Below are 19,033 nucleotides of genomic sequence, written 5' to 3' on the forward strand. Positions count from 1 at the left end.
CCGAGACCCCGCGGCGTCGCGCGCGGTGGTGTCGGTCTCGAGAACGCACGCTCTTCGGGTCGTGCTCACCGTGGGGCTTCGGTGTGCACTCGCTCCAGGTGCGCGCTTCGCGCGCACGTCGCTCTGCTGTGATCCAAGGGTGACGGCGAGCGGGCCGCTCGTGGTGGGGTTGCTTCGCGGTGGGCGCGATCTCGAGTCCCCGCAGAGTCGCTCGCGATGGCGTGGTCGAGACGACACGAGGAGCCGGGCGCGAGCGCGGCTCCTCGTGGTCGCGCCGTGGGCGGCGTCAGGTCGCGGTGGGCTCGGTCGGGGGCGGCTCTTCGGGCTCGTCGTCCTCGGGGCGCGAGCCGGCGACCAGGCGCTCGAGCGCGCCGAGCGGCGGCGCCGTGATCGCGGCGCCGTCCTGCTGCGCGTCGTGCAGCGGCCACCAGATCGCGCGCAGGATCGCGAGCACGATGCCGTCCTGGCGATCGAGCGCGCGCTGATCGGTCCGCTGCGGCGGCGTGAGGTCGGCGCCGGCACGGTCGAGGCGCTCGGTCTCGTCGGCGATGCTCGTGAGCTGCGCGACGAAGGCCTCGTCGTAGCCGTAGCGATCGAGCACCAGCGCGAGCGAGGGATCCGCGCGGAGCTCGCCGAGGATGCGCGCGACGGTGCGCACGCTCGCCACCGCCACCGCGGGGGTCGGCGCCTTGCTCGCGGCGCGCGCGAGCTCCGCGCGCACCTTCGAGCCGTGCGGGAGCACGTGGCGGTTGAGCGTCAGCACCACGCTGCGGCGCGCTCGCAGCGCGCGCGAGGTCGCGGCCTTGAGCTGCTCGCGCCGCCCGGAGATCTCGCTCGCAACGTCGCGGCGCTGCTGCTCGAACGCGAGGTTCACGCGCTGCAGCTCGCGCGTCTCGCGCACCAGCAACGGGAGCAGCTCGATCGCGAGCCCGGCCGGAGGCTTGCCGAGCGCCCGCACCGCGAGCATCGCGCCCGCCGCGAACCCCGGCGCGACCGCGAGGATGTGCTCGGTGCGGAAGCCCGCGCCGAGCGCGATCAGCCCCTCGTTGGACTGCGCGCGGATCAGCGACTCCTTCACCAGCGCGAGGTCCTCGTCGCGCACCGGAGGCAGGTGGGGATCGAGCTCCTCGAGCGACCAAGCGCGACTCGTGTCGATCGGGGTGGAGCCCGCCGCGGGACGGCGGGGCGAGGGTGTCTTCTTGGTGTTCTTCTTCGCAGTCGCCATGCCGCGGACAGTAGGAGGGCCAAGATCGCGGTGTAAATCGTCCACCCTCGAGCGTCCGCGCGCGAGGACGCAGTCGGGCGCGCGTGCGTCGCGACGCGGGAAGCGCTGCCTCGCGACGAGGTGGAGCGCTCTCGCGACGGGCGGCTCCGCCTCGCGACGGGAATGTCGGCCTCGCGACGCGCCGCGCCGTCTCGCGACGAGAATTCTCGTCTCGCGACGAGGTGGACCGGTCTCACGACGAGCTGCGCCGTCTCGCGACGAGCAGCGCGGTCTCGCGACGAGGTGGACCGCTCTCACGACGCGCTGCGGGGCCTCGCGACGCGCTGCGCGGTCTCACGACGCGCTGCGCGCTCTCGCGACGAGCAGAACCGACTCAGCTCGTCGCCGACGCTTCGGCGTCCTCGCCCGGGCCCTCGCGCGTCAGCGTGAACGTGATCTGCGCGCCGCCGCGGCGCGACTCGCCGATCTCGAGCGTGCCGCCGTGCTCGCTCACGATGCGATCGACGATCGAGAGGCCGAGGCCGGTGCCGCGCGCCTTCGTCGTGTAGTACGGCTCGAGCACGCGCGCGCGCTCTTCGGCCGGGATGCCGGGGCCGTCGTCGCTCACCGTGACGCGCACCCCGCCGTCGGTGGTCGGCTCGACCTCGACCTCGACGTGCCCTTCGTCGCCGCGCTTGCTCTGCGCCGCGTCGAGCGCGTTCTGCACGAGGTTCACCAGCACCTGCGTGAGCTGATCGCGATCGGCGCGAACCCGCGGCGCGTCGTTCGCGAGCGTCATCTTGATCGGCAGGCGCGGCGAGGTGTCGGTGATCGTCGCGTCGCCGCCCGGCGAGTGCAGCTGCACGACCTGCGCGACCACCTCGCGCACGTCGAGCGAGGTCGGCTGCGGGCGCGGCAGGCGCGCGAAGCGCGAGAACTCGGTGACGATGCGCTCGAGCCGCTCGACCTCCTCGAGCACGGTGCGCGTGGACTCGTCGAAGATCTCGTCGAAGTCCGGATGCTGGCGCTGCTTGGTCCGCCGCATCGTCTCGATCGACATGCGGATCGGGGTGAGCGGGTTCTTGATCTCGTGCGCGATGCGGCGCGCGATGTCGCGCCACGCCGCCACGCGCTCGGCGCGCTTCGCGCGGCTCTGCGCGCTGCGCAGCTCCTCGGCCATGCGGTTGAACGCGGAGAACGTCGCGCCCGCGCTGCCCGAGGCACGATCGATCTTCACGTCGAGCTCCCCGCGCCCGATGCGCTGGGCCGCCTTCTCGAGCTCGCCGAGCGGACGCGTCACGCGCCCGCCGATCGAGAGGCCGAGCAGCAGCGCGATCACGACGGTCGCGAGCGCGAGCACCTGGACGTTCAGCTCGAGCGAGGCCTGCTCGCGATGGCCGATCCTCGCGGGCGGGATCGTCACCGCGACCACCAGCGCATCGCGGCCCGAGACGTCGCGGAACGCCCGCACGATGCGGCGATCCGCGCCCTCGGGCGGCGGCGCGTCGGGCGCGAGCAGCGCGATCTCAGCGGCGTCGCGCGCCGATCCGCGCGTCAGGAACGCGCTCGCCTGGAACGCGCCGAGCACCTCGTGATCGCCGCAGCGCCACGCGCGGCCGAGGTAGTCGCGACCGCGCGCGCCCGGGAGCTCGATGCGGGTCCAGTCCGCGCGCATCGCGCTGCGCGCCGACTCCGAGAGCGCGAGCAGCGGACGCGCGCCTGCGCCCGCCCAGGCCGGCGAGTCGAGCACGAACGCGACCTGCAGCGCCGGCGCGCCCGCGGGCGCATCGACGCGCGCCGCGCGCAAGAGGCTCTCCGCAGCCGCGCCCTGATCGCGACACGCGATCTCCAGCGCGTGGCCGAGCTCGCCGAGCTCCTCGTCGACGTACGCGCGCACCTCGTTCGCTATCGCGTCCGCGCGCTCCTCGCGTGCTTCGCGCGCGATCGCGTCGTTCGCCTCGCGGGTCCAGTCGACCACGAGCGCGAAGGGCACGAACGCGACCACCGCGAGCAGCAGCGCGAGGCCCAGACGGAGCCTCACGGCGCGAGCACCTGTTCCTGCTCCGGCGCTTCACCGCCCGCGCCGAACTGCTCCATCAGGAACGCGCTCGGATCGAGCACGCCCGCCTCGCGCGCGACCTCGCTCGGCGCGGTGCCCTCGAGGAACACCTCGTCGATCGCGTCCTGCTGCGCTTCGTACGCGAGCTGCCCACTGCGCGGATCGATGCGCACGGTGACGACCCCCGAGGGCACCGGGAAGTCGATCACCGGCCTGCCCTCCTCGGCCACGCGCATCACGTCCATCCAGATCGGCAGCGCCGCGCGCGCACCGCTCTCGCGACGACCGAGCGAGCGATGATCGTCGTAGCCGACCCACACCACCGCGACGAGATCCGCGCTGTACCCCGCGAACCACGCGTCGCGCGCCTCGTTGCTCGTGCCGGTCTTGCCCGCGATCGGACGGCGCAGTCGCTGCGCGGCCTGCGCGGTGCCGCTCTGCACCACGCTCGTGAGCATGCTCGTCACGACGTAGGCCTCGGCCTGGGTGAGCACGTCGCGCGGCGCCTCGATCTCCGGCAACGGGACGTCACGACCATCGGGGCCGACGATGCGCGTCACGACGCGCGGCGCGGCCCAGCGCCCGCCGGCTGCGAACGTCGCGTACGCGTTCGCGAGCTCGATCGGACGCACCTCGCTCGCCCCGAGCGCGAGCGCGAGCGAGGGATCGAGCTCCGACGTGATCCCCAGCTGCTGCGCGAACGAGACCACCTCGGCCGGCGTCAGATCCTCGATCAGCCGCACCGCGACCTGGTTCACCGAGCTCGCGAGCGCGTCGCGCAGCCGCATCTCGCCCGCAAAGCTCCACGTCTCGAAGTTCTGCGGCATCCACTGGTCGTACACACCGGGCGCGTCGATCACGATCGACGCGGGCGTGTAGCGACGCGAGCGGATCCCGAGCGCGTAGACGAAGGGCTTGAACGTCGAGCCCGGCTGGCGCTGCGCGAGCCGCGCGCGATCGAACCCGCTCTCCGCCTCGTAGCCACCGACGAGCGCGAGCACCTCGCGCGTGCGCGGATCGATCACGACCACCGCGCCCTGCGGCCCGAGCTCGAGCCGTGCCCTCGCGCGCGCGCCCTCGACGCCCTCTTCCGCGAGCGCGAGGATCGATGCGCGCAGCCGCGCGCCCTCGTCGACGAAGCGCGACGGCGGGAGCTCCTCGGGGTTCCATCGCGCGAGATCGGCGATGCGCGCCGTCGCCGCGTGCCCCGCGACCTCGAGGCCGATCTCGCCGGTCTCGTCGTCGCGGCTCGTCACCACTGCGTCGTAGGTGCCGCCCACGCGCAGCTCGGGCGCCCGATCGATCTCGGGCATCCGCTCGCCGCGCCGCACCCGCGCGCGCCGGATCGGCGGCCGCATCCCCGAGCGCTGATCGATCGCGCGCAGCCCCGTGCGCAGCGCCTCGCGCGTGGAGAGCTGCAGCGCGCGATCGACGCTCGTGTGCACGACGTACCCGCCGCGCTGCGCCGCCTCCTCGCCGACGCGCTCGGTGAGCACGCGACGCGCGACGTCCATGATCTCCGGCGCGCTCTGTCGCGACTCGGGCAGCGGCGCGAGCTCCACGTGCGCCTCGCGCGCGGCGCGGATCTCCTCGACGGTGAGATCGGGCCAGTACTCCTCGCGCTTGCGCTCCAGCTGATCGAGCACGAAGCGCTGGCGCCGCCGCGACGCCTCGGGATGGGTGCGCGGCGAGAGGTGCGTCGGCGACTGCGGGATCCCCGCGAGCAGCGACGCCTCTGCGAGCGTGAGCTCCGAGACGTCCTTGCCGAAGTAGAACTGCGACGCTTCCTGCACGCCGTAGCGGCCGTGCCCGAAGTTGATGTGGTTCAGATAGAGCCCGAGGATCTCGTCCTTGCTGAGCTCTTCCTCGACGTGCCGCGCGAGGATCAGCTCGCGGATCTTCCGCTCCCAGCTGCGCTCGGGCCCGAGCAGCAGGTTCTTCACGAGCTGCTGCGTGATGGTCGACGTGCCGCGGAAGTTCCCGCCGTCGAGCACGCCGCGCACCACCGCGCGGAACAGACCCGCGTAGTCGAGCCCCTCGTGGCGATAGAAGTCGGCGTCCTCCGCGGCGAGCACCGAGAGCACGAGCACGCGCGGCACACGATCGAGCGGCACCACCGTGCGTCGCTCGGTGAAGATCTCACCGACGAGCGAGCCGTCGCGATCGACGACGCGCGTCACCTGCGGCTCCTGGAACGTGCGCAGCGACGCGACGTCGGGCAGGTCGCGCGAGTAGTACGCGATCACGCCCGCGAACCCGAGCACCGCGAGCACCACGAGCACCACGAGCGCGATCAGCCCGCGGCCGATCCAGCGCCACACCCCGGGGCGCCCTCGACGCGCGCGCGGATGCTCGCGCACGCTCGCGAGCGGCCGCCGGGTGCGGAGGCTCGGGCTCGTGCGATCGCGCGAGGCTTTCGTGGTGCGTTCCGCCATGCCCAGGCCGCGACGACGATGCCCCGAGGCGGCCGAATGAGCAACGTTTCCGGACGGTCCCGGGATTCCTGCGTGCTCGTGCGATGCTGTGCGCGTCACGCCGATGCCCGACACCCGCTCCCATCGCGGCGCCGCGCCGCAGGACGAGTCGCTCTTCGACGAGCACGCGCTGCCCGCGCTGCGCGACGCGGTGCTCGAGCTCTCGTGGCTCCTGTCGCGCGGCTACTCCGACACCAGCGCCCTCGCGCTCGTCGGCAATCGACACTCGCTCACCGCGCGCCAGCGCACCGCGGTCATGCGCTGCGCGTGCACCGACGCCCAGCGCGATCACCGCCGCGCCCGCGCGCTCCCGCTCGATGCGATCCGCGATCGCGACGTCGACATCGACGGCTTCAACGCGCTGATCGTCGGCGAGAGCGCGCTCTCGGGCGGGCTCGTGCTCGTGGGTCGCGACCGTGCGCACCGCGACCTCGCGAGCGTGCACGGCACGTGGCGCCGCGTGTCCGAGACCTCGCAGGTGATCGTCGCGATCGGCGAAGCGCTCGCGCGCGGCGCGCCGCGCACGATCCGCTGGCACCTCGATCGACCGGTGGGCAACAGCGGTCGCCTGCGCGCGCTGCTCGCCGAGATCGCCGAGGAGCACGGCTGGCACTGGGCGATCGATCTCGATGACGCGCCCGATCGCGTGCTCGCTGCGTCGTCGTCGATCGTCGCGACCGGCGACGGCTGGATCCTCGATCGCGTCGAGGGCTGGATCGATCTGCCCGCCGCGGTGATCGCCGCGCATCCCGGCGCGTGGCTCGTCGACCTCGCGCCCTAGATCCGCTCTTTCACCACGCGCTCGGCGTCGCGCACCGTCGCGAGCAGGAACCTCGCGCGGATCTCGTCGCGCGCGGCCTCGTCGAGATCGCCGTGCCGCCCGCGCGACGCGACGTAGAGCGTGATCGCCGACGCGACGCTCACGTTGAGGCTCTCGACGAAGCCCTCCATCGGGATGCGATACACGCCGTCGACGCGGGCGCGCACCTCGGGCGACGCGCCCTTGTGCTCGTTGCCGAAGACGATCGCGACCTTCGGCTTCTTCGCGAGCTCCTCGGGCCCGATGTCGCCGTCCATCGCCGCGACGAACACCTCGTACCCGCGCGCGTGCAGGTGATCCATGCACGCGACCGGTCCCTCGTGGCGCACCAGATCGAGCCAGCGATGCGTTCCGCGCGTCACGCGATGCGACACCGCGAAGCGATGACGCCCCTCGATCACGTGCACCTCCTGGCACCCGAACGCGTCCGCCGAGCGCATCACCGCCGCGCCGTTGTGCGGGTCCGCGAGGTCCTCGAGCACCGGCACCAGCGAGCGCGTGCGCCGCGACACCACGGCCTCGATGCGAGCCCAGCGCTGCGGCGTCACGAGCGGCGAGAGCACGCGCACGATCTCCGCGGCCGGCTTGGGCAGCGGAGCGAGCCCTGCGAGCTCGATCACCTCGGGAAGGTCGCGCTTCATCGCGCGCAACAGTGAAGCGGCGCGCGCGCGCCGCAACCGTCACCCTCGCGATTTGCGGCCCGCGTCGATCTCCGAGTACTGGAAGCTGTCGCTGATCTCCGTCGGGTCGTCGGGGCCCTGCACCACCGAGATCGTGAGATCGGAGAGCGTGTGATCCGAGGGCTGCGGCGCGAGCGGCGCGCGCGCATCGGGGAGCGAGCGGAACGGTCGATCCGACGAGCGCTGCGGCTTGCCGCGCACCGCGCGCACCGCCGAGAGCATGTCGTCCGCGGTCTGGAAACGACGCAGCGGATCGAACGAGAGCGCCTTGAGGATCACGTTCTCGAGCGCGTCGGGCAGGTGCGGCCGCAGCGAGCGCGGCGGCGCCGGACGCGTGTTGAGGATCTTCGCCATCAGCGCGTTGTAGTTGTCGGCGCGGAACGGCAGCGATCCCGTGAGCGCTTCGTAGAGCACGATGCCCATCGCCCAGATGTCGACGCGATGATCGACGCCGCGCTCGCCGCGCGCCTGCTCGGGCGCGAGGTAGTACGGCGTGCCCACCACCACGCCGGTCTGCGTGAGCGAGAGCGTGTGATCGTTGAGCAGCGACTTCGAGACGCCGAAGTCGAGCAGCTTCGCGGTGACGAGCCCCGCGCGCTCGTGGAGGAAGATGTTCTCGGGCTTGAGATCGCGATGGACGATGCCGCGCTCGTGCGCGGCCTCGAGCGCGCTCAGCACCTGCTCGGCGTGATCGAGCACCTCGTCGATCGGCAGCGCGCCCTCGAGCCGGATGCGCGCCGCGAGCGTCGCGCCCTCGAGCAGCTCCATCACCTGGTAGGGCGCGCCGTTCTCCAGCGTGCCCAGGTCGAACACCTCGACGATGTTCGGATGACCGATCGACCCCGCGATGCGCGCCTCGCGCAGGAAGCGGCGCTCGCTCTCGCCGCCCTTCGCGTACCCGCGCAGCAGGATCTTGATCGCGACCTGCTTGCCGATGCGCGTGTTCTCGGCGCGGTAGACGACGCCCATGCCGCCCCGCCCGAGCGGCTCGGCGATGAGGTACTTGCCCTCGAGCACCTGGCCCGTGAGCGAGCCCATCGAGCGCGTCGCCTCGGGATCGGCGTCGTTGGGATCCGAGTACGGATGGACGCTGTGGGCCCACTGATAGCCGGGGCCCGCGACCTTCGGCGGCGGCGCCGAGACGCGCTTGCGCTGCTCCGGCACCAGCTGCTTGCCGGTCACGGGGCACGAGGTGGCCTGCGCCTCGTGCGGCATGCCGCAGTGCTTGCAGCGGATGAAGCGTTGCGCGCTCACGATCGCCCGGGGGTCACGTTACCGGCATGCGAGTTCCCATACAAGCGCATCGAAGAGCGACCGTGGTGAGCGAACGCAGCGGCGGGCCGATCTCTTCGCGATCACCCACGCTTACGCGTCAGCGCGCGGCCGGTCGCTGCCCGATGCGCACGCCGATGACGAGCGTGCCGCCCTGCCAGTTCTGTCCCGCGACGAAGAAGGGATCGCCCGGCGAGGCCACGATCTGGAGCAGCGGCAGGTAGTCGCTCTGTCCCGGCGTGTTGATCGACACGCGCACGCGATAGCGCCCGTCCTCGGTGGGCCGCTCGAGCTCGACGCGCAGCTGACGCCCGTTGGGCAGCTGCACCTCGATCGGCTGCTCCGCCGAGAGATGCGACGTCGTCCGCGAGAGCACTTCCATCGTGTGGAAGGCGTTGAACGGCGGGCGGCGCAGCGCGGGGATCTCGGAGAGCGCGGGATCGATCGTCCCCTCGGTCTCGCTCGCGAGCACCACGAACACCTCGCTGCGCACCGCGGCCGCAGAGCCGGTCCCGGCGCGCGCCGTCGTCGCGCTCTGTTGAGCGAGCGCGCGCGGGCACACCGCGATCGAGAGCGCCGCGACGAGCGCGAGCGCGAAGAGCTTCGTCTCGCTGCCCATCATTGCTCCGGCGTGATCTCTTCGGGCGACTCGACCGGCGGCTTCGGCTGCACGTCGGCGAGCCAGACCACCGCGTAGCGCTCTCCGTCGTCGCCCTCGACCGCGAACACCGCGCCCGAGTTCGATCCGAAGTCCACCTCGAGCACCTCGGTCTGGAACACGAGCTCTTCCGCGTCGGGCTCGCCTCCACCGAGATCGATCGCGTCGTCGTCGCGCGACGGCTCGCCGCCCTCGGCGATCGGCTGGCCCTCGGTGCCGGGCGGCGGCTCACCGGGACGCAGCACGAGCAGCAGCACCGCGGCCGCGAGCGCGATCCCCGCGATCACCACGCCGACGATGCGCCGCTGGCGCGCGGGATCGTGGCCCTTCGGCTTGCGCGCCGTCTCCTCGGAGCGCCCGCCCTCGATCGCGCGCAGCGCCGGTTGCTGCGGCGCGGCGGCCGGAGCCGGCTTCTCGGCGATGCGCGACTCGATGCGCGCCCAGAGGTCGTCGCTCGGCACGTCGTCGAGCTCGTCCGCGACCGACGCACGCACCACCCCGCGCACCTCGCGCAGGCCGTCGAGCTTCGCGCGCAGCGCGGGCTCGGTCTCGACGAGGCGGCGCACCTCGGACGCCTCCTCCGGCGAGAGCTCGCCGTCGAAGTACCGATGCAGCCGATCGTCTGCGAAACGCTGATCCCCCACGGCGTTCACTCCTCGACCTCGAGGTCGCCTCCTTCGACGAAGTCCTGCAGAGCCACCTGCATCTTCCGGCGCGCGTGGAAGAGGCGGCTCATGATCGTTCCCTTGGGCACCTCGAGGACCTCTGCCATCTCTTCGTAGCTGAGGCCTTCGATCTCGCGCAGGACGATCACCTGGCGGTGGTACTCGGGCAGCGTCGCGAGGGCCTCCTCGACGCGCTGCATGAGCTCGCGGCGGATCACCGTGCGACGCGGGTTCGCGTCGAGCATGCGCGGCAGAACGTGCTCGTCCGCGAGCGCACCCTCGCGATCGATCGCGTCGTCGTACTCGACGGGGCGCGCCGTCTTCTTGCGGCGGAGCTGGTCGATCGCGAGGTTCATGACGATCCGGTAGAGCCAGGTGTAGAAGCTCGAGCTGCCCTGGAACCCGTCGAGGTGCCGGTGCACCTTGACGAACGACTCCTGCACGACGTCCAGCGCGTCGTGCTTGTTCTTGAGGACGCCGAACGCGACCGCGTACGCGCGCTTGTGGTAGCGGTCGAAGAGCTCGCGGAAGGCGCGCTGATCGCCCTGCTGAGCGCGCCGCACCAGCTCGCGATCGCGCTCGCGATCCTCGGCCGCTCCTCCACCGGAACGCAGCGCAGCGGGAGGGAGCTCGTCGCCGAGCTTTTCCAGAGCTGCAGCATCGAGAGTCTCGGCGGCATCGCGCTCGGGGCTCGCATCGTCCCCGTCAGACGCGCCCGCTCCCTCGGGATTCACCGCCGCGTCGACGTTCTCGTCGGCCGCGTTCTGGTCCGAGGCGAGGCGCGACGCCTCGGACTCGCCGGACACGTCGTGATCCTCGTCGGACGTGCGCACCCCGGCCGGGGACTTGGCGCCGGAGGGCCTCGTCCCCGCGCCGCTCGCAGGGAGCTCGGCGTCCCGCCTGGCGCGCGTCATCTCGCGGATCCGTAGCACGGACGCCCGCGGGGTTGGAACACGGCGTCGCGGTCGGGTATGAGCGACGGCTCGCATGGCCATCGACCTCTCGACCCTGAACCCGCCCCAGCGCGACGCGGTCCTGCACGGCGATGCGCCGCTCGTGGTCTTCGCGGGCGCGGGAAGCGGCAAGACGCGCGTGATCACGCATCGGGTGGCGAACCTGGTCGCGGAGCGCGGGATCCCGCCGTGGCGGATCCTGGCGGTCACGTTCACCAACAAGGCCGCGCAGGAGATGCGCGAGCGCCTCGAGCACCTCGTGCCGGGCGCGGCGCGCGATCTGCAGGTGGGCACGTTCCACGCGACGTGCGCGCGCCTGCTCCGCCGCCACCACGATCGCATCGGGCTCCGGCGGGACTTCACGATCTACGACGAGGCCGATCAGCGCGCGATGATCACGCGCGTCCTGCGCGACCTGAAGATGGACGAGAAGCGCTTCCCGCCGAAGTCGATCGCGGGGCGCATCGAGCGCGCGAAGCAGGAGATGGTCGAGCCGAGCGAGATCGACGCGGGCGTGGTCGACACGCCGCACGTGCGCGCGATCGTGACCGAGTACGAGAAGCGCATGGCCGCGGCGAGCGCGCTCGACTTCGGCGATCTCATCTACCGCGTGGTGCGCGCGCTCGAGAACGACGAGGTGCTGCGCAAAGAGCTCGCGACGCGCTTCCAGCACATCCTGGTCGACGAGTTCCAGGACACGAACCACTCGCAGCTGCGCATGGTGCTCGCGCTCGCGAGCGTGCACCGCGCGCTCTGCGTGGTCGGCGACGACGACCAGAGCATCTATCGATGGCGCGGCGCGGATCGCCGCAACATCCTCGATTTCCGCCGGCATTTCCCGGACGCGCACGTGGTCAAGCTCGAGCAGAACTACCGCTCGACGAAGCGCATCCTCCGCGCATCGCACGCGGTGATCTCGCGCGCGTTCGATCGCGAGCCGAAGGAGCTGTGGACCGACAACGACGAGGGCGCGAAGGTCGAGGTGCACCGCCTCAACACCGAGCGCGAAGAGGCGAACCTCGTCGTCACCACCGCGCGCACCCTGAAGACCGAGGGCAAGTCGCTCGCGGACCTCGCGATCTTCTATCGCATCCACGCGCAGTCGCGCGTGCTCGAAGAAGCACTGCGCGCGGCCTCGCTGCCCTATCGCGTCGTCGGAGGCGTGCGCTTCTACGATCGCGCCGAGGTGAAGGACCTGCTCGCGTACCTGCGGGTGCTCTCGGTGCCCGAGGACGACGTCTCGCTGCTGCGCATCATCAACGTGCCGGCGCGCGGCATCGGGAAGACGACGATCGATCGCCTGCTCGATCGCGCCGCGGCGGCGGGCAACGGCGTGTGGGAGGCGTGCAAGGCGCAGTCGGAGGAGCGCGGCGGGAACAAGCTCGCGGACTTCGTCACGCTGATCGAGTCGCTGCGCGCGAAGGTCGCGGATCTCGATCTGCCGGGGCTCGCGCGCACCGTGCTCGACGAGACCGGCTACGTGCAGGCACTGCAGACCGAGAACACGCCGGAGGCCGACGCGCGCCTCGAGAACCTCGCCGAGCTCGTGGGCTCGATGGAGCAGTTCGTCGAGGAAGCGGAAGAGCCGACGCTGACCGCGTTCCTCGAGCGCGTGACGCTGCAGACCGACGCCGAAGGCGGCGACAGCAAGGGCGAGAACGAGATCGTCACCCTGATGACCGTGCACGCCGCGAAGGGCCTCGAGTTCCCGGTGGTGATCGTCGCGGGCATGGAGGAGCAGCTCTTCCCGTTCCGCGGGCTCGAGCAGGACGCGGATCCCGAGGAGCTCGAGGAGGAGCGCCGCCTCGCGTACGTCGCGTTCACGCGCGCGAGGGAGCGGCTGATCCTCTCGTGGGCGAGCACTCGCTACTTCTTCGGCAACCTGCGCGACTGCACGCGCTCGCGCTTCATCGACGAGCTGCCCGGCTCCGACGTGAAGTTCGTCGGCGGCACCGGCGATCGCCCGAGCTTCGGCCGCGCGAGCGCGGCGTGGATCGAGGATCGCGGGAGCTCGCGCGTGGAGCGCTTCGATGCGCGCCCCTCGCGCGTGCTCTCGACCAGCGCCGGGCCGAGCGAGGCCAAGGTCACGCGCAAGAGCGGCGGCCAGGTCTCGCTGCGCGTCGGGCAGAGCGTCAAGCACGTGCGCTACGGCCAGGGCAAGGTCGTGCGCTTCGGCACCGGCGATCCGCCCAACGTCGACGTCGAGTTCCCCGGGCACGGGAAGAAGACGATCCGCGCCGACTTCCTCGAGCCCACGTGATGGCTCACGCGCGACGGCGCTGCCCGTACGCCTCGTAGAGCAGCACCGCGGACGCGACCGCGGCGTTGAGCGAGTCCATCGCGGTCGCCATCGGGATGCGCACCGCGAGGTCACACGCGTCGATCACTGCGTCGCTCGCGCCCTGGCGCTCCGAGCCGAGCACCAGCGCGGTCGCGCCGCGATAGCTCACCGCGCGATAGTCGTGGCGCGCGCGAGGCACCGCCGCGACGAGACGCGTCCCGGTGCGCGACGCGAACGCGCGCAGCGAGTCGACGTCGGCGTCGATCACGTTCGTGCTCACGATCGCGCCCATCGACGCGCGAGCACACGCGGGATCGAACGGATCGGCCGCACCTTCGCGCCCTCCCCGCACCATCACGACGCCGTCGACGCCCGTGGCGTGCGCGGTGCGGAGCGCCGTGCCGAGGTTCCCCGGCGAGCGCACTCCGTCGATCACGAGCCACAGCGCACGTGACGGCGGGCGGATCGCATCGATCGCCACGCGCCGCTGGCGCAGCACGAGCAGCACGCCCTGGGGCTCGCGCGCGCATGCGAGCTCCGCGAGCTCCTCTTCCGACACGCGCAGCTCGGGCACGCCGCGCTGTCGCAGGCGCCGCGTCATCATCTGCGCCATCGGCGTGCGCAGCGCGCTCGGCGCGATCACCGTCGCGACGACCTCGGCGCGCGCATCGACCGCCGCGACCGCGAATCGCGCGCCTTCCACGACGTAGAGCCCGGTCGCCTCTCGTGTCGCGCGCTCGCGCAGCGCACGCACCAGGGCGACATCGATCGGGCTCACGTCCGAGGGCGCCCTCGACCTCTCCTCGAGTGGGCGCCCGCCCCGACGAACACGTGATGGATCAATGGACCGTCGCAGCGCGCACCGCAGCGTGGTGCGCGGGGACGAGCCCGAGGATGCGCGGGCGACACGCGCCTGTCCATCTCAGGGCGCGGGCGGGAACGTCCACCAGAGCACGAAGGCCACGTCGGGCGGCGACGCGGACCCGCAGACCGTCCGATGCGCACGCAGCAGCCGCGCGGTCACGAACGACTCGGGCACGCCCGCGGTCTCGCCCTCGACCAGCCGGGCCACGCCGCCGTCCCCCCAATCCCAGCCCGCGGCGCGCGCCTCGACCGTGACCTCCGCCGCGTACCCGACGGCGCGGCAGTCGTCGTCCGCGGGCCCGCTGCACGCAGGCTCGGCGGTCCAGCTCACACCGTCGACGGCGAAGCTCGGCCCCTCGAGCGACCCGTCGTGCGCGTAGAGCGCGAGCTCGTAGTACGCGCCCGCCTCGCCCCCCTCGTGCGTCGCGACGAGCACCAGGCTGTCCGCGTCGACGCGCGCCTCGAACGGCCCCGGCTGGAGCCAGATGCGCGACGCGAGATCGGCCCCGACCCCACCGACGTGCAGCACACATCGGCAGTCGGCGTCGGCGTCCGGACAGAGATCGAGCGCGAGCCTCAGCCCGTCGATCTCGGGTGCCGCCTCGGGCGACGCGCTCAGGACGCCCCGCAGCGCCTCGCCTTCACAGCGATCGGTGCCGAGCGGCTCTCGCACCACGCTGACGCGCGCTTCGGACGCTGCGCACGACGGGCCCGCGTCGACCGTGGACGCGTCGACCGCCATCGACGTGTCCTGCGGCGCCGAGGCGTCGAGATCGCGCTCGATGCCATGATCGACGTAGCAGCCGGCGAGCGCCGACACGACCGCGCCGACCGCCAGACATCGGTGCGCCCTGTTCACTCCGCGAGCATACAGGGCGCGGGGGCGGCTCAGCTGCTCGCGGCCTTCGACTCGCTGCCGCCCGAGCTCGACGATCCCGAGCTCGACGAGCTGCCCGAGTCACCGCCGCTCGAGCTTCCACCCGACTCGCCGCTCGACTTCTTCGCGGCGGGCTTGTGGTAGAGGTCCTTGTACCAGCCCTCGCCCTTGAGCATGAAGTTGCCGCCGGAGATCAGGCGCTTCGCCTTCTCCGCGCCGCACTTCGGGCAGACCTTCACCGGGTTCTCGGAGATGCGCTGTTCCATCTCCCAACCGGCGCCACACGCCTCACAGCTGTACTCGTACGTCGGCATGATCCGGCGCGAGGGTAAGCCGCGACGAACGAAAGGCAAGCCCGCCGTCGTCGCCCGTCCGGGCAGGGGCGCTCACGAGACGAGGCGCGGCTTGGCGCGGCAGACCGCGCCCATCGCCGCGCCGAGCACGCCCCACTGCAGCATCGTGAGCACGAGCAGCACGAGGCCCGCGAGCGGCAGGCCGACCCACAGCAGCGCAGCCGGGGCGCCCGCCTCCGCAGCCGCCGCAGCACCTTGCGCCATCGCGAGCACGCCCGCGCCCGCGACCCGCGCCACGAAGGCCCACACCGCGACCACCACGAGCAGGTGGATGGGCGCGCCGATCACCAGCTTGATCGCGCCGAGCACGTCGAAGTACGCGAGGCGCGAGTGCCGCGTCGCCATGAGCGTGAGCCCGATCGGCACGTGGAGCGCGAACAGGAGGTTCACGACGACGAGCCGCAACGGCAGCTCGCCCGCCGCGATCGCGTCCGGATCGGCGCCCACGCCCGAGAGGACGATGCCGACGTTCACCACGATGAACGTCGCCATGATCACGCCGCCGTCGAACACACGCGCGTAGAGGTCGTCGCCGTCGAAATCGGGCGGCGCATCGGGGCCCTCCTCGCGGCCCAGCGCGGCCCACAGACACGCGCGGAACCACGAGAACAGGTGCCCGATCCAGAACGCCGTTCCGCCCAGCATCCCGAGCACCGACACCCCGAGCCCGGTGTAGCTGCGCGTCAGCACGAGCCCGGTGCCCGCGGTCGCGAGCAGCACGAACCCGATCGCGAGCACCACGGTGCGCAGGAACCAGCGCGACGCGCCGCCGCGCAGCGGCGTCAGCAAGGTGCGCGGCAACGACGCGAAGAACGTGAGGAGTGACTCGCCCTCCGGCTCCTCCTGGGCGACCGGGGCGCTCGACACCGGGCCCTGCGGGGGCGCGCTGCGGCGCGGGGGCAGCGGCGTGAGCGGATGATCGAGCTCGAGCTCCGGGAGCGGCAGCAAGGGCGCGTCGAGCACGGGAGGCTCGCTCGCGGGCGCGCTCACTGACGAGCCCGGCGCCGGTGGCCACGACGACACCGCGGGCGGGGGGATCGGGGTGGGGGGCGGCGGATACGGCGAGGGACGGGACGCAGCCTGGAGCCCCCGATGGCTCGAGGGATGACGGCTCGCGGGCTGGAGCCCCTGCGGGCTCGGGTACGACCCGCGGCGCAGCGGGCGCTTCAGCAGCCGCACCCGCCATCCAGCGCGGCGCAGCGGCACGAGGAGCTCCTCCGCGGAACGCTCGTCGACGTCCTCGAGCACCTTCGCGGGCAGCGCCTCGAGCGCGCGCCACGCGCCCCGCGGGTCGAGCCCCAGCACCACCGCCGCGGCGTGCACGGCCTGCTCGCGATCGACGCCATCGTCGATCGCCTGGAGGATCACGTCGTACCGATCCAACACGGCCCCCTCGTCGCGCCGCTCCCTGGCGCTCCGTGCCGCGAGCGTGATGCCCGCCGCGATGGGCCGCCATCGGAATCACCCGACGCTCGTTGCGACGCCCCGCCAGAACGACGAGAGCCGCCCGGCATCGTGCGGGGCGGCTCTCCGTCGATCGGGCTGCGCCGTCGATCGGGCTCAGCCCTTCGCCATCTCCTCGCGCTTCTTCAGCTCTTCGAGCGCCGCCTCGAGCTCGGCCATCTCGGCCTCGTCCATCGGCGCCTCCTCGGCCTCGACGCGCGCCGGGACCGCGGCCTCGCGCGCCGGGATGAGGCCCATCTCGCGCTTCAGCTCCTCGAGGTCCGCGTCGGCGCCCGCGGTCTGCTCGAGCCGCGCGAACTTGTTCTTCAGGACGTCGCCCGAGTACTCCTCGTGCAGCTCGCCCGCAGCCTCGGCCTCCGCCTCGGCCTGCTCGATCTTCTGCTCCATCCGCGAGAAGGCATCGAAGGCGCTGGTGTCCTGGAGGGACCCCATCGTCTTCTGGATCTCCTGCATCGCCTTCGCGCGGTTGTTGCGCGCGATGAGGACGTCCTTCTTGCGCTTCGCCTCACCGATCTTGTTGTTCAGCGCCTGCAGCGCGGCCTTCACCTGGTTGACCGCGATGTTCTGCTTCTTCCACTGATCCTCGAACGCCTTCGCGATCTGCTCGTGCTCCTTCTTCCGCTGGAGCGCTTCCTTCGCGAGGGCGTCGTCGCCGGCGCGCACGGCGAGCATCGCCTTCTTGTGCCACTCGTCGCCGACTGCTTTTTCGCTCTGCCATTGGCGATGCAGTCGCTTCTCGTCGGCGATCGCGATCGCGACCTGCTTCTTCGCCTCGACGAGCTGCGCGTTCATGTCGAGGATGATCTGGTTGAGCATCTTCTCCGGATCTTCCGACTTGGAGATCAGGTCGTTCAGATTGCTCTTGATCAGCGTCGCGAGGCGGCCGAAGAAACCCATCTTCGTGTTGTCTCCCCTCAGGCGTCGGGTGGATCAGACGTCGGCGCGGCGATCGTCGTTGCGGCGATACTTCGCGATGCGCTCGTGGTGGTTCGCCATCGCGAGGACGAACTCCTCGACGACGCCGGCGAACTCGTTGAAGTCGAGGTTCTCGAGCAGGTGGCTCGCAGTGAGCAGCACCATGCCGTCCGACGCGCCGTAGGCGCCGTGCACCATCTCGGTCGCGTTGAGGCGCAGCAGCTCGAGATAGAAGTCGCCGCACTTCTTCGGATCGATCGCCGAGAGGTCGATGACCTTGAGGCGGAACAGGCAGATGCCGTTCGCGATCCGGACGACGATGTTCTCGCGCGAGCCCGACGCGTCACCGACGAGCCAAGTGTCCTCGGCGAGCTCGCGGTGCGGGTGGTTCGAGCGGAGAAGATAGGCTTCGATGTCCTCGCGCGTCCTCATCGCCGGCGTTCTCTCCGTGGATGATCGCTCCTCCCTCGAGAGCGAGCATCGCGGAGAACCGTACCGCCGTTCGCGAGAACGCGCGAGAGCCAACCTTCTTTCCCGACGCGCGCAGAGAGCGCGTCGAGATCAGGTCATTCCTCGTCGCCGCCCGGGTTCGCGAGCTTGCGCGTCCAGAGGATCGCGTCGCGACGCTCGGCGGTGCCCTTCGGGCCGCCGCCCGAGATCTGCACGCCGCTCGCGAGGAGGCCCGTCTTGCGGAAGCCCGCCGCGACGTACGCGGTCGCGAGGCCGATGTCGTCGCTCGGCGCGAACCCGAACGCGCTGACGATGCCGCGCTCCTTGAGGTCGTCGCACAGAAAGCGCAGACCGCCGGTCAGCGCGAGCACGTCGAGGTCGTCCGTCGGCGCGCGCAGCACCTCGACGAGCGAGTGCCCGAAGCAGTCCTGGTACTCCGCCGAGAGCCAGTTCGCGCGGCCCTTCTTCGCCGTCGCCTCGACGAAGTAGCGCGCCGCGTCGCGGCCGAACGCGTCGAAGCCCGAGAGGCCCTGGCCCTTGCGCCAGACCTCGTCGCGCGCCTTGAGCGCGTCCTCTTCGTCGCCGATCACCGCGCTCACCATCGGGAGCGTCTCGGGGACCTCGCGCGCGTTCTTCTTGCCCGCGTTGACGGTGCGCTCCGCGAGCTTCTGTCCCTCGTCGCCGACCTCGACCGACGCGGTCTTCTCGCCGATGACGCAGCCCACGAGGTGGCCGTCGCTGCGCTTGTAGAAGCCGGGGATCGTGCCCTCGCGGACGAAGCCGACGCGGGTCCAGCTCGAGACCTCGTCCTTCTCGACGAGGAGGATCACCTTCTCGACGCCCTCGCGGCGCGCGACGTTCTGGATGAAGAGCCTCTTCGCCGGCAGCGCGCCCGAGCGGAAGTCGATCACGCGGATCAGCCCGACGCGTCGGTTCAGGAGGAGGCACAGGAACGCGCTCTCGCTCTTGAAGTGGAGCTCTTCGACGACGGGCTGGTTCTCGGGAGTACGCGCGGCGGCGGCCTTGGCCATGAAGGAAACCTCG

The 19,033-nt window shown here is 71.8% G+C and carries 17 protein-coding genes; 2 read left to right on the plus strand and 15 right to left on the minus strand.

Annotation, left to right across the window (positions count from 1 at the left end; translation table 11 throughout):
• Window positions 1-286 precede the first annotated feature (286 nt).
• From I5071_RS19655 to I5071_RS19665, 3 genes are all read right to left on the minus strand, one after another.
• On the minus strand, window positions 287-1,225 hold the full coding sequence (locus I5071_RS19655; protein ID WP_236607018.1) for a hypothetical protein: 939 nt from the start codon (window positions 1,223-1,225) through the stop codon (window positions 287-289).
• A 373-nt stretch (window positions 1,226-1,598) separates the two neighbouring features.
• Window positions 1,599-3,245 (minus strand): sensor histidine kinase, encoded by a 1,647-nt coding sequence (locus I5071_RS19660; RefSeq protein WP_236607019.1) that lies wholly within the window; start codon window positions 3,243-3,245, stop codon window positions 1,599-1,601.
• Window positions 3,242-5,584 carry a penicillin-binding protein 1A gene (locus I5071_RS19665; RefSeq protein WP_236607020.1) on the minus strand — a complete coding sequence of 781 codons (2,343 nt, stop codon included), beginning with the start codon at window positions 5,582-5,584 and terminating at the stop codon, window positions 3,242-3,244. Before I5071_RS19665 ends, I5071_RS19660 begins: the two co-directional genes overlap by 4 nt.
• A 217-nt stretch (window positions 5,585-5,801) precedes the next feature.
• Between I5071_RS19665 and I5071_RS19670 the strand changes: the two genes are divergently transcribed.
• Window positions 5,802-6,518 (plus strand): DUF434 domain-containing protein, encoded by a 717-nt coding sequence (locus I5071_RS19670; protein ID WP_236607021.1) that lies wholly within the window; start codon window positions 5,802-5,804, stop codon window positions 6,516-6,518.
• On the opposite strand, the gene I5071_RS19675 is transcribed toward I5071_RS19670, so the two are convergent.
• The 5 genes from I5071_RS19675 to I5071_RS19695 form a co-directional block, all read right to left on the minus strand.
• Window positions 6,515-7,198, minus strand: coding sequence for a TrmH family RNA methyltransferase (locus I5071_RS19675; protein ID WP_236607022.1), 684 nt, complete (start codon window positions 7,196-7,198; stop codon window positions 6,515-6,517). The two genes, I5071_RS19670 and I5071_RS19675, sit on opposite strands and share 4 nt — an antisense overlap.
• Before the next feature lie 39 nt (window positions 7,199-7,237).
• Window positions 7,238-8,491: a serine/threonine-protein kinase gene (locus I5071_RS19680; protein WP_236607023.1), complete on the minus strand. Its 1,254-nt coding sequence runs from the start codon at window positions 8,489-8,491 to the stop codon at window positions 7,238-7,240.
• Between the two features lie 118 nt (window positions 8,492-8,609).
• Window positions 8,610-9,128 carry a hypothetical protein gene (locus I5071_RS19685; protein ID WP_236607024.1) on the minus strand — a complete coding sequence of 173 codons (519 nt, stop codon included), beginning with the start codon at window positions 9,126-9,128 and terminating at the stop codon, window positions 8,610-8,612.
• Window positions 9,128-9,811, minus strand: coding sequence for an anti-sigma factor family protein (locus tag I5071_RS19690; RefSeq protein WP_236607025.1), 684 nt, complete (start codon window positions 9,809-9,811; stop codon window positions 9,128-9,130). The genes I5071_RS19685 and I5071_RS19690 overlap by 1 nt, the downstream gene beginning before the upstream one ends.
• A 5-nt stretch (window positions 9,812-9,816) precedes the next feature.
• A complete protein-coding gene (locus I5071_RS19695) occupies window positions 9,817-10,746 on the minus strand; it encodes a sigma-70 family RNA polymerase sigma factor (protein ID WP_329611175.1) in 930 nt (309 codons plus the stop codon).
• Window positions 10,747-10,819: 73 nt separating this feature from the next.
• Here I5071_RS19695 and I5071_RS19700 point away from each other — a divergent pair, with 73 nt between their 5' ends.
• On the plus strand, window positions 10,820-13,045 hold the full coding sequence (locus I5071_RS19700; RefSeq protein WP_236607026.1) for an ATP-dependent helicase: 2,226 nt from the start codon (window positions 10,820-10,822) through the stop codon (window positions 13,043-13,045).
• Window positions 13,046-13,049: 4 nt separating this feature from the next.
• On the opposite strand, the gene I5071_RS19705 is transcribed toward I5071_RS19700, so the two are convergent.
• From I5071_RS19705 to I5071_RS19735, 7 genes are all read right to left on the minus strand, one after another.
• Window positions 13,050-13,844: a TrmH family RNA methyltransferase gene (locus tag I5071_RS19705; protein ID WP_236607027.1), complete on the minus strand. Its 795-nt coding sequence runs from the start codon at window positions 13,842-13,844 to the stop codon at window positions 13,050-13,052.
• Window positions 13,845-13,988: 144 nt separating this feature from the next.
• Window positions 13,989-14,789, minus strand: a complete 801-nt coding sequence (locus tag I5071_RS19710; protein WP_236607028.1) for a hypothetical protein — start codon at window positions 14,787-14,789, stop codon at window positions 13,989-13,991.
• Between the two features lie 29 nt (window positions 14,790-14,818).
• Complete coding sequence (locus I5071_RS19715; protein ID WP_236607029.1) at window positions 14,819-15,121, minus strand: FmdB family zinc ribbon protein; 303 nt, start codon at window positions 15,119-15,121, stop codon at window positions 14,819-14,821.
• Between the two features lie 72 nt (window positions 15,122-15,193).
• Window positions 15,194-16,546 (minus strand): hypothetical protein, encoded by a 1,353-nt coding sequence (locus tag I5071_RS46640; RefSeq protein ID WP_268921241.1) that lies wholly within the window; start codon window positions 16,544-16,546, stop codon window positions 15,194-15,196.
• Between the two features lie 174 nt (window positions 16,547-16,720).
• On the minus strand, window positions 16,721-17,521 hold the full coding sequence (locus I5071_RS19725) for a PspA/IM30 family protein (RefSeq protein WP_236607030.1): 801 nt from the start codon (window positions 17,519-17,521) through the stop codon (window positions 16,721-16,723).
• 33 nt (window positions 17,522-17,554) lie between these two features.
• On the minus strand, window positions 17,555-17,971 hold the full coding sequence (locus I5071_RS19730) for a YbjN domain-containing protein (RefSeq protein WP_236607031.1): 417 nt from the start codon (window positions 17,969-17,971) through the stop codon (window positions 17,555-17,557).
• Window positions 17,972-18,105: 134 nt separating this feature from the next.
• Window positions 18,106-19,020, minus strand: a complete 915-nt coding sequence (locus I5071_RS19735) for a hypothetical protein (RefSeq protein ID WP_236607032.1) — start codon at window positions 19,018-19,020, stop codon at window positions 18,106-18,108.
• Window positions 19,021-19,033: the final 13 nt, after the last annotated feature.

Origin of the sequence: Sandaracinus amylolyticus (assembly GCF_021631985.1) — a bacterium.
Classification (GTDB): Bacteria; Myxococcota_A; Polyangia; order Polyangiales; family Sandaracinaceae; genus Sandaracinus; species Sandaracinus amylolyticus_A.